The 17,865-nt window shown below is 40.5% G+C and carries 20 protein-coding genes; all 20 read left to right on the top strand.

Annotated elements, in window-relative coordinates:
• Positions 1-9: 9 nt before the first annotated feature.
• The 20 genes from fliI to flhA all read left to right on the top strand — a co-directional run bounded on the left by fliI (position 10) and on the right by flhA (position 17,864).
• A complete protein-coding gene (gene fliI, locus RIL182_RS11195) occupies positions 10-1,317 on the top strand; it encodes a flagellar protein export ATPase FliI (protein ID WP_006857495.1) in 1,308 nt (435 codons plus the stop codon).
• 14 nt (positions 1,318-1,331) lie between these two features.
• Positions 1,332-1,784: a flagellar export protein FliJ gene (fliJ, locus tag RIL182_RS11190; RefSeq protein WP_006857494.1), complete on the top strand. Its 453-nt coding sequence runs from the start codon at positions 1,332-1,334 to the stop codon at positions 1,782-1,784.
• A gap of 26 nt (positions 1,785-1,810) precedes the next feature.
• The gene (locus RIL182_RS11185) at positions 1,811-2,644 is read left to right on the top strand and encodes a MotE family protein (protein WP_006857493.1); all 834 of its coding nucleotides are present in this window, start codon (positions 1,811-1,813) and stop codon (positions 2,642-2,644) included.
• A gap of 47 nt (positions 2,645-2,691) precedes the next feature.
• Positions 2,692-4,173, top strand: coding sequence for a flagellar hook-length control protein FliK (locus tag RIL182_RS11180; RefSeq protein WP_006857492.1), 1,482 nt, complete (start codon positions 2,692-2,694; stop codon positions 4,171-4,173).
• 21 nt (positions 4,174-4,194) lie between these two features.
• The gene (locus RIL182_RS11175; protein WP_006857491.1) at positions 4,195-4,950 is read left to right on the top strand and encodes a flagellar hook assembly protein FlgD; all 756 of its coding nucleotides are present in this window, start codon (positions 4,195-4,197) and stop codon (positions 4,948-4,950) included.
• Positions 4,951-4,975: 25 nt separating this feature from the next.
• A complete protein-coding gene (locus tag RIL182_RS11170) occupies positions 4,976-5,371 on the top strand; it encodes a TIGR02530 family flagellar biosynthesis protein (protein ID WP_006857490.1) in 396 nt (131 codons plus the stop codon).
• An 80-nt stretch (positions 5,372-5,451) separates the two neighbouring features.
• Positions 5,452-7,107: a flagellar hook protein FlgE gene (locus RIL182_RS11165; protein ID WP_006857489.1), complete on the top strand. Its 1,656-nt coding sequence runs from the start codon at positions 5,452-5,454 to the stop codon at positions 7,105-7,107.
• 163 nt (positions 7,108-7,270) lie between these two features.
• Complete coding sequence (locus RIL182_RS11160) at positions 7,271-7,474, top strand: flagellar FlbD family protein (protein WP_006857488.1); 204 nt, start codon at positions 7,271-7,273, stop codon at positions 7,472-7,474.
• A 54-nt stretch (positions 7,475-7,528) separates the two neighbouring features.
• Positions 7,529-8,323, top strand: a complete 795-nt coding sequence (locus tag RIL182_RS11155; RefSeq protein ID WP_044999119.1) for a motility protein A — start codon at positions 7,529-7,531, stop codon at positions 8,321-8,323.
• Entirely contained in the window at positions 8,323-9,126 is an 804-nt protein-coding gene (locus tag RIL182_RS11150; protein ID WP_006857486.1) for an OmpA/MotB family protein, read from the top strand. The genes RIL182_RS11155 and RIL182_RS11150 overlap by 1 nt, the downstream gene beginning before the upstream one ends.
• Before the next feature lie 16 nt (positions 9,127-9,142).
• The gene (locus tag RIL182_RS11145; protein WP_006857485.1) at positions 9,143-9,670 is read left to right on the top strand and encodes a flagellar basal body-associated FliL family protein; all 528 of its coding nucleotides are present in this window, start codon (positions 9,143-9,145) and stop codon (positions 9,668-9,670) included.
• Between the two features lie 31 nt (positions 9,671-9,701).
• The gene (gene fliM / locus RIL182_RS11140; protein ID WP_006857484.1) at positions 9,702-10,682 is read left to right on the top strand and encodes a flagellar motor switch protein FliM; all 981 of its coding nucleotides are present in this window, start codon (positions 9,702-9,704) and stop codon (positions 10,680-10,682) included.
• A gap of 1 nt (position 10,683) precedes the next feature.
• A complete protein-coding gene (gene fliY / locus RIL182_RS11135) occupies positions 10,684-11,862 on the top strand; it encodes a flagellar motor switch phosphatase FliY (RefSeq protein ID WP_006857483.1) in 1,179 nt (392 codons plus the stop codon).
• 38 nt (positions 11,863-11,900) lie between these two features.
• Complete coding sequence (locus tag RIL182_RS11130; protein WP_006857482.1) at positions 11,901-12,260, top strand: response regulator; 360 nt, start codon at positions 11,901-11,903, stop codon at positions 12,258-12,260.
• A 1-nt stretch (position 12,261) separates the two neighbouring features.
• Positions 12,262-12,633 carry a flagellar biosynthetic protein FliO gene (locus tag RIL182_RS11125; protein ID WP_022112313.1) on the top strand — a complete coding sequence of 124 codons (372 nt, stop codon included), beginning with the start codon at positions 12,262-12,264 and terminating at the stop codon, positions 12,631-12,633.
• A gap of 7 nt (positions 12,634-12,640) precedes the next feature.
• Positions 12,641-13,540, top strand: coding sequence for a flagellar type III secretion system pore protein FliP (gene fliP, locus RIL182_RS11120; protein WP_006857481.1), 900 nt, complete (start codon positions 12,641-12,643; stop codon positions 13,538-13,540).
• A gap of 83 nt (positions 13,541-13,623) precedes the next feature.
• The gene (gene fliQ / locus RIL182_RS11115) at positions 13,624-13,893 is read left to right on the top strand and encodes a flagellar biosynthesis protein FliQ (protein ID WP_006857480.1); all 270 of its coding nucleotides are present in this window, start codon (positions 13,624-13,626) and stop codon (positions 13,891-13,893) included.
• 8 nt (positions 13,894-13,901) lie between these two features.
• Entirely contained in the window at positions 13,902-14,681 is a 780-nt protein-coding gene (fliR, locus tag RIL182_RS11110; RefSeq protein ID WP_006857479.1) for a flagellar biosynthetic protein FliR, read from the top strand.
• A 1-nt stretch (position 14,682) separates the two neighbouring features.
• Positions 14,683-15,822 (top strand): flagellar biosynthesis protein FlhB, encoded by a 1,140-nt coding sequence (flhB, locus tag RIL182_RS11105; RefSeq protein ID WP_006857478.1) that lies wholly within the window; start codon positions 14,683-14,685, stop codon positions 15,820-15,822.
• On the top strand, positions 15,819-17,864 hold the full coding sequence (gene flhA / locus RIL182_RS11100; protein ID WP_015560458.1) for a flagellar biosynthesis protein FlhA: 2,046 nt from the start codon (positions 15,819-15,821) through the stop codon (positions 17,862-17,864). The genes flhB and flhA overlap by 4 nt, the downstream gene beginning before the upstream one ends.
• The last annotated feature ends 1 nt before the right edge of the window (position 17,865 follow it).

Raw genomic sequence — 17,865 nt, 5'->3', positions numbered from 1 at the left:
GGCGGCAGAATGGGTACATTTGATAAATATCTTCAGCTTGCCGATAAGACGTATTTTAACCGTTTAGGCAAGGTGACAAAGATTGTCGGTCTTACAATTGAATCTGTAGGACCAAATGCAAAACTGAATGATCTGTGCCGTATCATTATCGATCGGGAACAAAATATTTCAACGATGGCTGAAGTGGTCGGGTTCCGTGATAAACATTTACTCCTGATGCCGTTTGAAAGCGTAGAAGGAATTGGTGTTGGATGTATTGTAGAAAATACAGGACATCCTCTGACTGTGAAAGTTGGAGAAGAACTGTTAGGTCATACATTAGATGGAATAGGACGGCCAACCGATGTGGAAGAATTATTACTTCCGTATGATTATCCGGTTGAAGCATTGCCACCAGATCCGATGGCAAGAAAAATTATTGATGAAGTACTACCTTTGGGTGTGAAAGCAGTAGACGGTCTGATTACAGTAGGAAAAGGACAGAGAATCGGTATTTTCGCCGGATCCGGTGTTGGAAAAAGTACATTACTTGGTATGTTTGCGAGAAATACAAAAGCGGATATCAACGTGATTGCATTGATTGGCGAGCGTGGAAGAGAAGTAAGAGAGTTTGTGGAACGCGATCTTGGTGAAGAAGGCATGAAACGCTCCGTGGTTATTGTTGCGACATCCGATAAACCTGCATTGATAAGAAATAAAGCTGCAAAAACAGCAACAGCTATTGCTGAATACTTTAGAGATCAGGGGAAAGATGTGTTGCTGATGATGGATTCACTGACACGATTTTCTATGGCACAGCGGGAGATTGGGTTGGCATCCGGAGAGCCACCGGTAACAAGAGGATATCCACCAAGTGTGTATTCAGAAATGCCTAAACTTCTGGAACGTGCAGGAACTTCGGATAAGGGATCTATTACCGGACTTTACACCGTGCTTGTAGATGGTGATGATATGAATGAACCAATCACAGATACGGCGAGAAGTATTCTGGATGGACATATTATGTTATCCAGAAAATTAGGACAAAAGAATCATTATCCTGCAATTGATGTATTACAGAGTATTTCCCGTGTTATGAGTTCGATTGCTACAAGTGAGCATAAAGAGCTTGCCGGAAAATTAAGAAATGTTATGGCTACTTATAATGAGGCAGAAGACCTGATTAATATCGGGGCATATAAAAATGGAACCAATCGTGAAATTGATTATGCAATTCAAAAAAATCAAGCGGTAAATGAGTTCCTGATGCAAAAGACCGATGAAAAATTTGAATTCAACGAAGAGATTGACCTGCTGCGAAAACTGTTTGAAAACTAAGAAAGGTTTCTGGTATGGCAAAGTTCAGATACAGAATGCAGAACATTCTTGATATCAAAGAAAAAATGGAAAATCAGGCAAAGACAGCCTATGGTATGGCGAATGCAAAACTTGCGGCAGAACAGCAGAAACTTCAGGATATCCTGATCCGGAGAGCCGGTTATGAATCAAAAGCAAGGGAATTGGTGAGTGGCAGTATTAATGTTTTGGAAATTCGTGAATGCAGGAAGGCGATTGACGTCTTAAAAAGCAAACAGCGCAGCCAGATGATGAATGTACATGCTGCAGAACGTGATGTTGAATTGGCGAGAAAACAGTTGAATGAAGCAATGGTTGAACGCAAGACACATGAAAAACTGAAAGAAAAAGCTTTTGAGGAGTTTAAACAGGAACTTTTACATGAAGAGTCAAAAGAAATAGATGAGCTTGTCAGTTATACCTATCACGATAATGGACAGCGTAGTTAGGCAGTTTGAGCGGACAGGAGGAAAATATGGCAGAAGAAAAAGAAGAAGTTGTAGATAAAAAAGCTGAAGAAAAACAAAGAAAAAAAGAAGAGGCAAAGCAGAAGAAAGCACAGCATGCAGCAGAGAGCGATGAACTTGAAGAAGAAAGCGGCGGCAGCAAAGTTGCGGTATTTTTTGTTTCCCTTCTGATCATAGTTGTATGGTTTGCAATTATTGCCCTTCTGATTAAATGGGATGTTGGAGGATTTGGATCAGGCGTGCTTGCACCGATCCTGAAAGATGTCCCTTATGTAAATAAGATTTTACCGGATGATGCGGTGGAACAGGTTTCAACAGAGGACAGTGCTTATGCGTATGATACGATGGCAGATGCGGTTGAGCGCATTAAAGAACTTGAAAAAGAACTGGCAGATGCACAGAATGCATCGTCTGCAAATGCGGATTATATCAGCCAGTTAGAAGCTCAATCACAGGAATTACAGCAATATAAGGAAAACGAGGCAGAATTTGAAAAGGAAAAGCAGAGCTTCTATGAGGATGTTGTCTTTTCTGATGTAGCCCCGGATATTGAGGAATATAAGAAATATTACGAAAGCATCGATCCTGCAAATGCAGAAGTACTGTATAAGCAGGTAGTGGCACAGACGGCAGAGGATGAGCAGCTTGATGATTACATCAAAACATATTCATCCATGAAGCCAAAAGAGGCAGCAGCAATTTTTGATACCATGACAGACAACCTGAAACTGGTTGCACAGATTTTAGATGGTATGGATGCAGATTCAAGAGCTGCTATTCTTGGTAAAATGACTTCTGATACCGCTGCAAAGGTAACAGAGATCATGAAACCTTCAGAATAGATCATTAAGCGGCAGTACATGCAGCGAAAGGGAAAGGAGGAAGAAACATGGGAAGCACGCGCGTTTCAGAAGTGGCTGGAATTATGTCCATAGGACAGGGCGGCCAGACACTGACCGGAACAAAAGAAGGCGATCTGAAAGTTCAGTTTGCAGAAGTGATGAGCCAGATGACAACCCAGGTTGGAGGCGGTTACAATTATGGTGGACAGAACAGCAGACAGGATGTGGCAGCTGTAACCGGAAACAGTAGTGTGGCAGATGATTATGAACGTTATCAGAATGCTGCGGGCAGTATAAAAGATAATTCAGCAGGCAAAACGGACATTCAATCAGAAAATGCGGATGAAAAGTTAGCTGCATTTGATGAGGATGTGAGACAGGTTTTGAAAGATAAACTTGGTGTGACAGATGAAGAAATCGCAGATGCCATGCAGAAGTTAGGACTTACTGTTGCAGATCTGATACAGCCGAATCAGCTTGCGCAGCTTACAGCTGAACTCACAGGATGTGAAAATGTTGGAGAACTGCTGTGCAACAGTTCATTTATGGAAATTGTAAATGAAATTGGAGAGTTGTCACAGAACCTGTTAGATGAACTTGGAATGACACCGCAGATGTTTACTGAGATGGCTGCTGCAACAGACACAAATGTGAATGCAGAGCAGTTACCGGCGGATATTCAGGTGCCGGAAAATGACAACGCAGTACAGACGGCAGCAGATGCTGTGCCGGAGCAGATGATTTCAGATGCAAAAGATGATAAAACAGTACAGACAGTTTTAAATGCAGATGAAGTGGAAACACAGAAGCCGGAGGACAACATTGTTCTGCAGAAAGAAGTCGCAGATAATGTGAAGGATACCGATGACGTGAATGATGGTCTGATGCCGGAGAAAACAGAAGAACCGGATGTAAAGACAGAGTCAGATAAGGGACAGCAGACAGGCAGTAAAAATGAATCTGGGAATGCATCGGGTCAGACAGCATTTGTGAATCAGGAACATGTGGCAGATCCGGCAGCAGTAAAAACACCGGAAAATGTGCCGGAATTTTCAAGACAGCTTGACACTTTAGATCTGATCCGTCAGGTAACAGAATTTACAAAAATCACTGTCCGTGAAGCACAGACGACGATGGAGATGCAGTTGAACCCGGAACACCTTGGCAAGATTTATATCGAAGTAACGACCAAGGAAGGAAATGTATCTGCTCATATTATGACACAGAACGAACTGGTAAAAGAAGCGTTAGAAGCGCAGATGGCAGAACTCAAACAGAGTATGAACCAGGCAGGTGTGAAGGTGGATGCCGTAGAAGTTACGGTTGGAAGCCATGAGTTTGAAAAAAACTTAGAGCAGAATGCAAAACAGGAAGAGAGACAGGCAGAGGAGCAGGAAAAAGCTTCGCCAAAGACTAGAAGAATCAACTTAGATGAGTTAGATGAACTCTCCGGAGTCATGAGTGAGGAAGAAGCCCTTGTGGCGCAGATTATGGCAGATCACGGTAATTCCGTAGATTATACTGCTTAAAACAAAAGAAAGGAGAAAAAAATGGCATTAATTCAGCCCGTTGAAGACGGAAAAATACCAAAGGATACCAGTACTACAAGCAAATCGGATACCAGCAATGACCTTGGCTATGACCAGTTCTTACAGCTGTTATGTGCAGAGATGCAGTATCAGGATCCGTTAGAGCCTACCAGCAATACGGAGTATGTTGCACAGCTTGCTACATTTTCACAGATGGAAGCAACACTTGGTATGCAGAGTACAATCGAGAGCAGCAATGCAAATGCACTTGTTGGAAAATATGTTATTATCAAGACAACATCTTCGACTGGAGAAACAACAGCAACAGAGGGATTTGTTGATTATGTACAGAAAGAAAACGGTGAGCAGAAGATCTGTGTAAATGGGGTGTTATATTCACTTTCTGATGTATATCAGGTTGCAGATACCGAATACATGGAGGCAGAGACACTTGCTAAGACGTTTGCAGCAGCGGTTGCTAAATTGCCGAATGCAGCACAGCTTACATTAAGTGACAAAGATGATGTCAAGAATTTAAAGACATATTACGATAATCTGAATTCTTATCAGCAGTCAAAGATCGATACAGATACTTTGAAAAAATATCAGGAACTGCTTGCACAGATGGAAAAACTTGCAGGAAAAGACTGGTATAAAAGTACTTCATCATCGACAGGTACAACAACAGATACAAAAACAGATACAGATACAAAAACAGATACGACAACAGGAACAGATACAACAACAGACACAAAGACAGATACAGATAAAACCTGATATCTGACAGAAGGGAAATGCGATTATGAATAAGATCAGTAACCAGTTTGTTTCCATTGAGCAGGTAACTGACCAGTATCTGACTCGGAAAAGCACGGATGCGGTAACTTCGAGCGGTGTCTCCTTTGAAGATATTTTAAAGCAGAAGCAGGATGCAAAAGCAGGTGGGACACTCAAATTTTCCAAGCATGCCACGATGCGCCTGATGGATCGTAATATCAATCTGTCAGAGGAACAGAATGAACGACTTGAGACAGGCGTTTTTAAGGCTGGTGAAAAGGGAATCAGAGAATCGTTAGTAATTGTTGATTCACTCGCTTTTATCGTAAATGTTCCGAACAGGACAGTCGTTACAGCAATGGACCGGACAGAGTCCGATGATAATATTTATACCAATATTGATGGTGCTGTGATCACGTAGCCGGACCGAAATGGAGGCTAGATTCCCGGAATGACAGAAGGGAAGGCAGCACAAAAGAACTTAGGAGGTCAATTTCAACTATGATGAGATCAATGTACTCTGCTGTGTCAGGTCTTAAGACACATCAGACAAAAATGGACGTTATTGGTAACAATATCGCCAACGTAAACACAGTAGCTTTTAAATCATCCTCAGTTGTATTTCAGGATGTTTTATATCAGATGACAAGTAATGCATCCGGTGCGAACGCAGCAACAGGTACCGGTGGTGTGAATGCAAAACAGATCGGTCTTGGTGTTACGACCGGTGCAACAAACTTAAGCATCACAACTTCCGGTGCGGCTGAAACAACCGGACGTGCATTCGATATCCGTTTATCAGACCAGTCTACGACAAACTTTTTTGTAGTTAACAACGGTTCTGAGAACCTGTTTACCAGAGCCGGTTCTTTCTATGTAGATGGTGCCGGTAACTTATGTATGACATCCACCGGTTATACAGTTATGGGATGGCAGGTAGATCCGACAACAGGAAATATCAAGAAGGATACCGTATCTGCACTTCGTGTCATGCAGACATCCAACCTGACATCTGCTCCGGAGGCAACCACACAGGCAAATGTTTCCGGTATTATTGATAAAAATGATAAGGATGTATTGTCAGACAACGGACTTGTCAAAACACTGACTTTTTTTGATAATCTCGGTTATTCCTATACAGCGCGTTTTGCAATGAAATCTACCGGAACAGATGGAAAATATACGGTGGAACTGGAAAAGATTTTAAATAGTGATGGAACAACATTCTATGATCCGGAAACCAGCAAAGTTGATCTGAGTGATATATTTGGAGCAAAAACAACGAATGCTACACTTGGAACATACAGCCAGGTTCAGAGTGGTTATTACTATGATTCTGCTAGCAATAAATTCTATGTAGGAAGTGATGCAAATGGTACAGAAATCTCTTGGAATCAGGCAACAAATTCTTTTACGGATGGAAAAAATCCAGCAACTACATACAGCCTGAAACAGGTATATGGAATCCCAGATGCAATGGTTTCCAAGATTGCAAACAAGCAGGCAACAGCTGCAATCGCAAATGGAACTCTGACGATTTCCGGAGATGTAACTGATTACGCGATCGACTTCAGCACAAAAGATGGTACGTTTACAGGTGTTGGAGCAAGAACATCCAACAATAAGACAAATTCTGTTACACTTAATATGAGTAAGCTGGGAAATAATCCGACCCAGTTTGATGATATTACCATTGATTTTTCGGGACTGAAAGATGCAAACAACGGTGGTAAATCCACAGCGGTTATGTCTACAGGATCTATAGATGATGGTGTGACAGGAAAAGGAAAGAAATTAGGTGCCATGATCGGTATTTCCATCGATAACAATGGTCTTATCACAGGTATCTATGATAATGGTAATAAAGAGACACTTGGACAGATCGCTGTTGCACAGTTTGCAAATGCATCCGGTCTTGAAAAGGTTGGAGAGAACTGTTACCGTACAACCTTAAACTCAGGTGAATTTGATGGAATTGGTGATGAGATTTCTGCGGACGGAAGTTCCATGACATCCGGAGAACTTGAAATGTCTAACGTAGACTTGTCCACGGAGTTCACACAGATGATCATCACACAGCGTGGTTTCCAGGCAAACTCCCGTATCATCACAACATCAGATACCCTCTTAGAGGAACTGGTTAATCTGAAACGTTAATGTAAAGTAAGAAAAAGATAATATTTGCGTAAAACCTGTCTTAAAATGTTGAAACAGGTTTTACACAATCAGTTACATATGTTATACTGAACATTGTGACCGGTTTTTGAAAAAATCGGTCACAATAAAAACTGTTGATTAATAATGGAGGAATGATTACTTTATGATCGAAGTGACACGATTGAATGGAACAACAGTATTAATCAATTCGGATCTGATTGAAACGGTGGAGGAGACCCCGGATACAGTTATTTCTCTTACAACAGGTAAAAAGTTTATTGTAAAAGAAAGTAGACAAGAGGTCAAAAATTTAGTAAAATCATACAAAAGGGATATTTTTACAAATGGCCTTTTAAGAGAAGAATAAGTCCCACGGATGGGATTTTATAATCTGAAAAATCAAGGATGGTAGGTGGAAAAAGTGGATATAGCATCAATAGTAGGTATGTTATTAGGCGTTGTAATGTTTGTGTTTGGTGTACTTTCCAACGGAGGTGTTGCAAGTTTACACTCCATGTGGGATACGGCATCATTCATTATTACAATAGGAGGTTCCATTGCAGGTACGCTCGCATCTTTTAAATTGGCAGATTTTATCAATGGTGTAAAGTCAATAAAGCTGATTTTTAAGGATGAGGTTCAGGATCCGGCAGTTGTCATCAACCAGATTATCTCACTGTCGAATACTGCGAGAAAAGAAGGACTTCTGGCATTGGAAGAAGCAGCAAACGGGATTGAAGATGATTTTCTGAAAAAAGGAATTATGCTTGTTGTAGATGGTACAGATCCGGAACTGGTAAGAGGAATCATGGAGACTGACTTAGCCTGCGTTGAGAGCAGACATAAAGCTAAAATTGCTGTCTGGGAGAAATGGGCTGAATTAGGTCCTGCCTGGGGTATGATCGGTACACTGATTGGATTGATCCTCATGTTGAAGAACATGGAAGATGCATCAACAATCGGACCGGCGATGGCAACGGCGCTTGTTACAACATTGTATGGTTCATTACTTGCAAACTGGTTATGTAACCCGATTGCAGGTAAGTTAAAACTGAATAATGATAATGAAATGATGATGAAGGAAATTTCCGTGGAAGGTATTCTGTCGATCCAGGCAGGAGAAAATCCACGTGTTATAGAAGAAAAACTGAAATCATTCCTTGCACCTTCGGCGCGTAATACAGCGCAGGAAAGCGAGGCTGGAGGTGAAGAATAGTGAAAAGAAAGCCTGATGAACCAAAAGGATCACCGGCATGGATGAATACATTTGCAGATCTGATGAACCTACTGTTATGTTTCTTTGTATTGTTATTCTCTATGTCAACGGTAGATGCAGAAAAGTTTGAAAAAATGGTGGCTTCCTTTCAGAATACATTTAGTATTCTTCCCAATGGAGGATCTTCTATTGGAGATGGAACTCTGATATCATCCGGTGTGAGCCAGCTTGAAATGTTAGATTCTTATTATAAAGACAAAGCGAACTCTGAAACGGATCAGGAAACAGACGAAGAGAATGATGTAGTGGAAGAATATAAAGAACAGGCACTGGAAGAATCAGAAAAAATGTCTGAACAGCTGGAGGATGCCATTGCAAGATATGGAATCCAGGATCAGGTGGAAGTTGATTTCAATGCACAGTATGTCATGCTCAATATGAATGGAGCTCTTTTGTTTGACTCCGGGCATGCTGAAATCCGATCAGAGGCGTATCCGCTGATTGATAAGCTGGGTAAGCTGATCGAACCTTATCAGGATAATATCATAGAAGTAGAGGGACACACGGATAACGTGCCGATTCATTCTGCAAAATATGAAGATAATGATGTGCTTTCATTTTACAGGGCACGGGCGGTTACAGATTATCTGAGAGATATTACAACAGTGGAGCCCGCACATTTGAAGGCATCTGGAAGAGGTGAGTATGTACCTGTTGCAGATAATACAACGCAGGAGGGAAGATCAAGAAACCGCCGCGTTATTATAAAAATATATAATTCTTATAGTTCAGATTTTAATTGAACAGGAAGGTAGCATTATGAAAAAGAATTTGATAACCGTAATTATTCTGGCACTGGTTTTAGCAAATCTTATTTTAACTGCAATTCTTGTGTTCACGATTATTCCGCAGACAAAAAAATCGAATCAGCTGATCGATCAGGTATGCTCTGCTATTAATCTGGAACTTCAGAGTGGAGAAAATACGCCGGCTACACCGGAGGTGCCGATCGAAGATGTTGAGACTTATGCGATCACCGATGGATTTACCGTGAACTTAAAACAGGGCGAAGATGGCAAACAGCACTATGCTGTATTTTCAGTCAGTTTATCTTTGAATACAAAGAGTGACGGATACAAAACCTATGGTGGATCCGAAGGACTTGCTGCAAAAGTGACGATCATTCAGAGCGAGATTAATACCATTGTAAATGGATATACATTGGATGAGTTTAATGCAAATGGCTATCAGAATGTAAAAGATGATATATTGAAAACATTACAGGATATGTTTGGAGGTTCAGACTTCATCGTTGGTGTAAACTTCTCAAGCGTTCAGACGGAATAGACCCAAATATTGTGTTAGGTGGTGAGAAAGAATGGGTGAAGTCTTATCTCAAAATGAGATAGATAGTTTGCTCAAAGCGTTAAGCAGTGGTGAACTTGATGTAGATGAAATGAAAGATGAAGATAAAAAACAGGTCAAAAATTATGATTTTGCCCGTCCTGCAAAGTTTTCAAAGGAACATCTGCGAACGCTGGAGATTATCTTTGAACATTACGGAAGACTCTTGTCAACCAATCTTCCTGTTTATTTACGGAAAAATGTTCAGGTTGAGGTGATGAACTCAGAAGCAGTTACATATTCAGAATTTTCAAATGCGTTATCGAATCCTGTATTACTTGGAATTGTAAATGCATCTCCATTGAATGGAAGCATTGTCATTGAGATGGCACAAAATCTTGGATATGTTGTAGTAGACAGAATGTTAGGTGGAAAGGGAGTGCCTCTGGATAAACCGAGGGATTTCTCGGAGATAGAATTGCTGATCATTGAGCGGATATTTAATGTGGCAGTAGATCTTTTAGTGGAGCCGTGGGAGAATGTATGTGAGTTAGAACCCCGGTTAGAGCGTATTGAGACGAATTCGCAGTTCGCACAGATTATATCGCCGACGGAGATGATAGCTCTGGTAACGCTCAATGTTAAGATTGGCGATGTGGAGGGATTACTGAATGTATGCCTTCCATATCTGACTTTAGAGAGTATTATGGACAAACTGAATACCAAATACTGGTATTCGAGTCTGCAGGAAAAAGATGAACAACAGTATACAGAAACGATCGAGGCACTTATTTCAAAAGCACCAATGCCGATCAAAGCTGTACTTGGTAACAGTTCCATTTCAGTAAATGATTTTTTGGGACTGCAGGTAGGAGATATTATCCGGCTGGATACGAAGGTTGATCAGGAACTGAGTGTCTTTGTTGGAAGTATAAAAAAATTTACTGCTCTGCCGGGAGAAACCGGTGATGACTATGCAGTAAGAATTACATCAGTGATTAGGGAGGAGCAGTAAGATGGATGGAACGATGTCACAGGAAGAAATCAATGCTTTACTGAACAATCCTTCAGGTACAGATGAAAATCCGGAAAATACATTGACAGAACAGGAAAAAGATGCGATCGGTGAGATCTCGAATATCAGTATGGGAACAGCGGCAACTACACTGTTTTCACTGGTAAACCGTAAGGTTGAGATTTCCACCCCAGTGGTTGCGTTTGCAAACTGGAGTGATATATGTGACGCATATGAAAAGCCATGTGTATTTATACGAATTGCGTATACCGTGGGATTAGATGGAAGCAATATCCTTGTGTTAAAGGAACATGATGTAAAAGTTATCACGGACCTGATGATGGGCGGTGATGGAACAAATACGGATGGAGAACTTGGAGAACTTCACCTGAGTGCAATCAGCGAGGCAATGAACCAGATGATGGGCTCGGCAGCAACATCATTGTCTTCCATGCTGGACAAGGTAATTGATATCAGCCCGCCAAGTGCAGATCTGATAGATTTGCAACAGACAATTGATGAGAGTCAGATTGATGAGTTCCTTGCAGGTGAATTTGTAAAAATTTCATTCCGGTTAGAGATTGGTGATCTTGTTGATAGTGAGATCATGCAGTTATATCCTGTTTCTTTTGCAAAAGAAATGTGTGCAAATGTAACAAGCAATATGGAAGAAGACAGTAATTCCACTGCAGGAATGAGTGAAAAAGAGAACACCCAGAGTACACCGGCAGCTCAGCCGACACCTGCACCGCAGCCACAACCTCAGATGGCAGCACAGCAGCCAATGATGGGACAGCCGATGATGGGGCAGCCAATGATGGGTCAGCCGATGATGGGACAATCAATGATGGGTCAGGAGATGTCGCAGATGTATGGACAACAGCAGGTAAATGTACAGCCGGCACAATTCCAGGCATTTACTGGAGCAGTACCGGGGAATTTTCAACCGGAAAATATTGATTTGATTATGGATGTACCACTTGAAGTTACGGTAGAACTTGGAAGAACTTCCAAATCAATTAAAGAAATACTTGATTTTACACCGGGAACCATTATAGAATTAAACAGGATTGCCGGAGAACCGATTGATGTTCTGGTAAATGGTAAATTCGTAGCCAAAGGCGAGGTAGTAGTAATAGAAGAAAGCTATGGTATACGAATTACTGAAATTATAAAATAAAAAACAAAAAAGAAGAGTTAAAGATAGGAGAGAAAATTATGGCTAAGGTTATGATTTGTGATGATGCTGCATTTATGAGAATGATGATTAAGGACATTCTTACAAAGAATGGTTATGAGATTGCAGCGGAGGCTGAAAATGGTGCTATTGCAGTGGAGAAATATCCTGAAGCAAAACCGGATCTGGTATTAATGGATATTACTATGCCGGATATGGATGGTATCCAGGCATTAAAGAAGATCAAAGAGATTGATGCAAATGCAAATGTTATCATGTGTTCTGCAATGGGACAGCAGGCTATGGTTATTGAAGCAATTCAGTCAGGAGCAAAGGATTTTATTGTGAAGCCATTCCAGGCTGAGCGTGTACTTGAGGCAGTAAAAAAAGTAGTGGGTTAGTATGATTTTATTAAGCGCTTCTTTTCGAAGTCTGATGCAGCTGATTGGAGTACTGATCATATTTGTGTTTGTTTTGATTATTACCTACTTCACGACAAAGTGGGTAGGTGGTTTTCAAAAAATACAAATGTCCAAAGGAAATCTTATGGTTCTCGAAACAATCCGGATTGCAAATGGTAAATTTTTACAGCTTGTTAAGGCAGGAGAACAGTATTTTGTAATCGCTGTGGGTAAGGATGAAGTAACAAAAATTGCGGAACTTACAGAAGATCAGTTATCAGTCCAGACATCGGATGATATGAAAAATTCACAGGAAAATTTTCAGGAGATATTTAGTAGACTGAAAGATCATTTTCCGAAAAAGCAGGATTGATGGAATTATGACAAAATTAAAAAAGACATATTGTATACTGTCATTAATATTTGCAATAGCAGTGTTTGTGGCAGTGTTGTTTGCCTCACAAAACAGAACGACTGTTTATGCAGCTTCCATGGATCCGGACAGCATTGATTCGCTGGATAATACAGCAGCGAATACCAGCACAGGTTCAGGTAGTGAGTCAGACAGCAAAGGTGGTCTGTCCATCTCGATAAATAATGATGAGGCGGGGGTTGCTTCAGAAGTACGTGCATTATTGTTACTGACAATTATTGCAGTGTCACCATCGCTTTTGATTATGCTTACATCGTATACCAGAATTGTAATTGTACTTCATTTTTTAAGAACGGCAATTGGAACACAGACGGCACCGCCAAACCAGATTTTGATTGGACTGGCATTGTTTTTGACATTTTTTATCATGTGGCCGACGTTTCAGCAGATCAATGAGAATGCAATCCAGCCACTGGATAATGGAGATATTACCATAGAAGAGGCATTAAAAGAAGCGGAAGTGCCGATTCGCCAGTTTATGTATGGACAGGTACAGCGAAAGGATGTCAAGCTTTTCGTGGATATGGCTGGTGACAGTTATGATATTGACAGTGCTGCACTGGAAAAGGAATATGAGGAATCCGGGCAGAGTGCATATGATGCGATTCCGATGACAATTATGATTCCATCATTTGTAATCGGAGAACTGAGACAGGCGTTTATTATGGGATTTGTTATATATATCCCGTTTATTGTAATTGATATGGTAGTTGCATCCGTGCTTATGTCGATGGGTATGATGATGCTTCCACCGACAACAATCTCTTTGCCGTTTAAAATATTACTGTTTATACTGGCGGATGGATGGAATCTTGTAATAGGAAGCGTAGTAAAGACGTTTTATTGATGATAACAGAATGTTCGAAGAATGTGCATTCTGTTATAGATACAGATTAAAATGTATATAGATAGCAAAGAGGTGAGAACAAAATGACAGAAGGACAGGTACTTGATGTAGCAAAAGAAGCAATTTATACGATTATAATCTGTTCGGCTCCAATGTTGATCATTTCACTGGTTGTTGGTTTGATTGTCAGTATTTTCCAGACAGTTACATCTATTCAGGAGCAGACGCTGACGTTTGTTCCTAAAATTATTGCAGTATTTGTCGGACTTATGATTTTTGGATCATGGATTTTGACAAATCTGACAGAATTCGTGACGACATTATGGTCGAATTTTAGTATGTATCTCGGTTAGGACGATCTATGTTAGAATATACGTTTTCATTGGCTAATTTTGAAATACTGATATTAATATTGGTTCGCATATCCTGTTTTGTCTATATTGCACCTTTTTTTGGAACAAAAAATGCGCCCTCGCAGGCAAAGATAGGTTTTTCTTTTTTTGTTGCACTTCTGGTGTATGGTTTTGTTGATAAGACAGCAATCGAGTATACAGGTTTGATTGGGTATGCGATAATAGTGTTAAAAGAAGGAATTACAGGGTTGCTGATAGGGTTTGCTGCAAACATTTGTAATTCCATTATTTTATTTGCGGGAAATATTATTGATATGGATATTGGATTATCCATGGTGACTGAATTTGACCCGACAATGAATACGCAGGTAACAATTACCGGAAACCTGTACAATTATTTTATACTTCTTCTTTTGATTGCAACAGATATGCATCATGTGATTTTACAGGCTGTGGTAGATTCTTTTACCGTAATCCCAATCAATGGTCAGTTCTTTAACTGGGATTCACTTGCGGGTTCTATAACACAGTATATGACAGATCTGTTTGTAATAGGTTTCAGGATCTTTCTTCCAATATTTGCCTGTATGATGATTTTAAACTGTATTCTTGGTATTCTGGCAAAGGTTGCACCACAGATGAATATGTTTGCAGTTGGTATGCAGATGAAAATACTGGTTGGTTTTGGAGTTTTATTTCTTACAATTTCACTTTTGCCTGGAATCGCCAGTTTTATATTTACCGAAATGAAAAAGATGATGGTTTTATTTATAGAGGGAATGTACTAAGGTGGAATGGAAAGACAGATTACTATTTGCATATGACCTTCAGTGGTTCGCAAAAGATGGACCCGGAGGGGAAAAAACAGAGCCGGCAACAGAAAAGAAGTTAAGAGAAGCACGAGAGGATGGTAAGGTTGCAAAGAGTAAGGAACTTACCGCAGCATTTGATCTGATAGTATTGTTCCTCGTGTTGAAGGTTTTTATTTCGTTAATTGGCAATGGCTTTTTGGAAGTTTTTTATTATGTATATAAGCTGATGCCTGATTTTGTAAGTGTTAATGCGATGGAATCATCTACAAAGGAGATTACTTCGTTTTTACATAATGTGTATATAGAAATGTTCAAGATGGCTGCCCCGTTTTTTGTGTTTGGTGTTGCGGTGACAGCCCTTGTAAGTATCCTTCAGGTAGGGTGGAAAGTCACGGCTAAGCCGTTAAAACCTAAGGGGGATAAATTTAATCCGATCAATGGATTTAAACGTATTTTTTCAAAAGATTCATTATTTGAGCTGCTTAAATCTATTTTAAAAATAGGTTTGATCATATATGTTGCTTATACATCCATAAAGGGTGAGGCAAATGATATTTTTATTTTATATGACATACCGCTGAATCAGGCAGTTGTATTATGCGGGAATGTTATCATTAATGCAGGTTTTAAAATCAGCCTTGTTTATCTGGTGGTCGGAATTGCAGATTTTGTTTATCAGAAACATCGTTTCAATGAAGATATGAAGATGACCAAGCAGGAATTAAAGGATGAGTATAAAAATACTGAGGGAAATCCTGAGATCAAAGGAAGACAGAGACAACGTATGAGAGAAGCTTCTCAAAGGCGTATGATGCAGGATGTACCAAAGGCAGATGTGGTTATTACGAACCCGACACACCTGGCAGTTGCAATCAAATATGATGCCGAGGTGTCAAGAGCTCCGATCGTTATTGCAAAGGGAGAAGATTATCTTGCACAGAAAATTCGTGAAAAAGCAAAGGAAAACCACATTGAAATTGTTGAAAATAAACCGTTGGCAAGAATGTTATATGCGAATGTAGATATAGGGGCAGAAATACCGCCGGAATTGTATCAGGCAGTAGCGGAAATTCTTGCTATGGTATATAATCTGAGAAACAGGGAGGAGAGGTCATGAAGAAAGCTGACATAGGTGTTGCACTGTATCTACTGGCTGCAGTCATCTTTTTTATAGTGCCAATCAGTTCCAATTTACTCGACGTTATGCTGGCACTGAACATTTCAATCGCATTGATTGTTCTTTTTAATACATTGTTTGTAAAAGAAGTACTGGATATGTCTTTTTTTCCGACTTTACTTTTGTTTACGACAATCTTTCGAATTTCCTTGAACGTGTCTTCAACACGACTGATCTTAACAACCGGTAATCCGGGTAATGTCGTACAGACATTTGGACAGTTCGTCGGTGGTGGAGATCTGATCGTTGGTGCCATCGTATTCATTATTCTGGTTATTATCCAGTTTGTTGTTATCAATAAAGGTTCCGAGCGTGTCGCTGAGGTAACGGCGAGATTTACCCTTGATGCGATGCCTGGTAAGCAGATGGCGATTGATGCGGATTTAAATACCGGAGCGATCACGGAAAAACAGGCAAGGGAGCGGAGAAATAAGATTCAGGAAGAATCTGCGTTCTTTGGTTCCATGGATGGTGCTACCAAGTATGTAAAGGGAGATGCAGCAGCTGGTCTTATTATCACGTTTGTAAACCTTGCGGGTGGAACCATTATGGGTATACTGCGGGGCGGAATGACGTTTCAGGAGGCAATCGAACATTACGGTGTGCTAACGATTGGTGATGGACTTTCTTCCCAGATACCGTCCCTTCTGATTTCACTTGCAACCGGTATTCTTGTTACAAAAGCGTCGAAAGAAGCGGATTTTTCCAATATCCTTGTCAGTCAGTTATTTGGTATTCCCAAAGTACTTTATATTGTAGGTACTACGCTGGCGGTTTTAGGAATTGCAACACCGTTAAATACCTTATTGTTTCTTGCGTTTGGTGCAACTTTTATTATTGCAGGACGACAGGTCGACAAAAATATCGGTATTGAGAGTATAGAAGAAGAGGTCAATGCGGAGGAAACGGAAGCAGAAGAGGTACGAAAACCAGAGAATGTGGTGTCACTGCTTCAGGTTGATCCGATAGAACTTGAATTTGGATATGGTATCATTCCGTTAGCAGATGTAAATCAGGGAGGAGATCTTCTGGATCGTGTTGTTATGATACGAAGGCAGATTGCTCTTGAACTTGGTACTATAGTACCTATCATACGTTTGAGGGATAATATTCAATTAAATCCGAATCAGTATATCATTAAGATCAAAGGGGTGCAGGTGACAGAAGGAGAGATTCTTTTTGATCACTATATGGCAATGAATCCGGGATATGTGGAGGAAGAGATTACAGGTATCCCTACATTTGAACCGTCATTCCATCTCCCGGCGATCTGGATTACGGAAAGCCAGCGTGAACGTGCGGAGAGCCTTGGATATACGGTTGTTGATCCGCCATCAATTATTGCAACGCATTTGACAGAGGTAATCCGGTCACATATCGCAGAACTGCTTACCAGACAGGATGTGCAGAATCTTGTCAATAATCTGAAAGAGAGCAATCCGGTACTGGTGGACGAGCTGATTCCCAAGATGCTTGGACTTGGTGAGGTTCAGAAGGTGTTACAGAACCTGCTGGATGAGGGGATTTCTATCCGTGATCTCCTGACGATTTTTGAAACGCTTGCAGATCATGCAGCGACAACAAGAGATACAGATGTACTGACGGAGTACGTGCGCCAGAGTTTAAAGAGAGCCATTTCCAGCAAATATTTCCCGGCGAATGAGACAACCAGTGTTATTACACTTGATCCGAAGGTGGAACAGGAAATTATGGCTTCTGTGAAGCAGACAGAACAGGGGGCATATCTTACACTTGATCCGGAAACAACAAAGGCTATTATGAATTCTGTACAGAATGAAGTAACAAAGCTCGAAAACATGGGAAAAACACCAATTGTGATTACATCTCCAATTGTTCGAATGTACTTTAAAAAATTAACGGAAGATTATTTTAAGGATCTGATTGTAGTTTCCTACAATGAAATTGAGTCCAATGTAGAATTACAGTCAGTAGGTATAATCAGCAGGGACGGTGACAAGTAAA

It is taken from the genome of Roseburia intestinalis L1-82 (assembly GCF_900537995.1).
GTDB classification, from domain to species: Bacteria; Bacillota; Clostridia; order Lachnospirales; family Lachnospiraceae; genus Roseburia; species Roseburia intestinalis.
This window is presented reverse-complemented; position numbering and strand designations above follow the sequence as displayed.

Excerpts from the sequence above, each read along its gene's own strand:
- fliY (WP_006857483.1), top strand. The coding sequence starts at position 10,684 with ATGGATGGAACGATGTCACAGGAAGAAATCAATGCTTTACTGAACAAT.
- fliM (WP_006857484.1), top strand. The coding sequence starts at position 9,702 with ATGGGTGAAGTCTTATCTCAAAATGAGATAGATAGTTTGCTCAAAGCG.
- fliP (WP_006857481.1), top strand. The coding sequence starts at position 12,641 with ATGACAAAATTAAAAAAGACATATTGTATACTGTCATTAATATTTGCA.
- RIL182_RS11180 (WP_006857492.1), top strand. The coding sequence starts at position 2,692 with ATGGGAAGCACGCGCGTTTCAGAAGTGGCTGGAATTATGTCCATAGGA.
- RIL182_RS11125 (WP_022112313.1), top strand. The coding sequence starts at position 12,262 with ATGATTTTATTAAGCGCTTCTTTTCGAAGTCTGATGCAGCTGATTGGA.
- fliR (WP_006857479.1), top strand. The coding sequence starts at position 13,902 with ATGTTAGAATATACGTTTTCATTGGCTAATTTTGAAATACTGATATTA.
- RIL182_RS11130 (WP_006857482.1), top strand. The coding sequence starts at position 11,901 with ATGGCTAAGGTTATGATTTGTGATGATGCTGCATTTATGAGAATGATG.
- flhA (WP_015560458.1), top strand. The coding sequence starts at position 15,819 with ATGAAGAAAGCTGACATAGGTGTTGCACTGTATCTACTGGCTGCAGTC.
- RIL182_RS11170 (WP_006857490.1), top strand. The coding sequence starts at position 4,976 with ATGAATAAGATCAGTAACCAGTTTGTTTCCATTGAGCAGGTAACTGAC.
- fliQ (WP_006857480.1), top strand. The coding sequence starts at position 13,624 with ATGACAGAAGGACAGGTACTTGATGTAGCAAAAGAAGCAATTTATACG.
- fliJ (WP_006857494.1), top strand. The coding sequence starts at position 1,332 with ATGGCAAAGTTCAGATACAGAATGCAGAACATTCTTGATATCAAAGAA.
- fliI (WP_006857495.1), top strand. The coding sequence starts at position 10 with ATGGGTACATTTGATAAATATCTTCAGCTTGCCGATAAGACGTATTTT.
- RIL182_RS11175 (WP_006857491.1), top strand. The coding sequence starts at position 4,195 with ATGGCATTAATTCAGCCCGTTGAAGACGGAAAAATACCAAAGGATACC.
- RIL182_RS11160 (WP_006857488.1), top strand. The coding sequence starts at position 7,271 with ATGATCGAAGTGACACGATTGAATGGAACAACAGTATTAATCAATTCG.
- RIL182_RS11185 (WP_006857493.1), top strand. The coding sequence starts at position 1,811 with ATGGCAGAAGAAAAAGAAGAAGTTGTAGATAAAAAAGCTGAAGAAAAA.
- RIL182_RS11145 (WP_006857485.1), top strand. The coding sequence starts at position 9,143 with ATGAAAAAGAATTTGATAACCGTAATTATTCTGGCACTGGTTTTAGCA.
- RIL182_RS11165 (WP_006857489.1), top strand. The coding sequence starts at position 5,452 with ATGATGAGATCAATGTACTCTGCTGTGTCAGGTCTTAAGACACATCAG.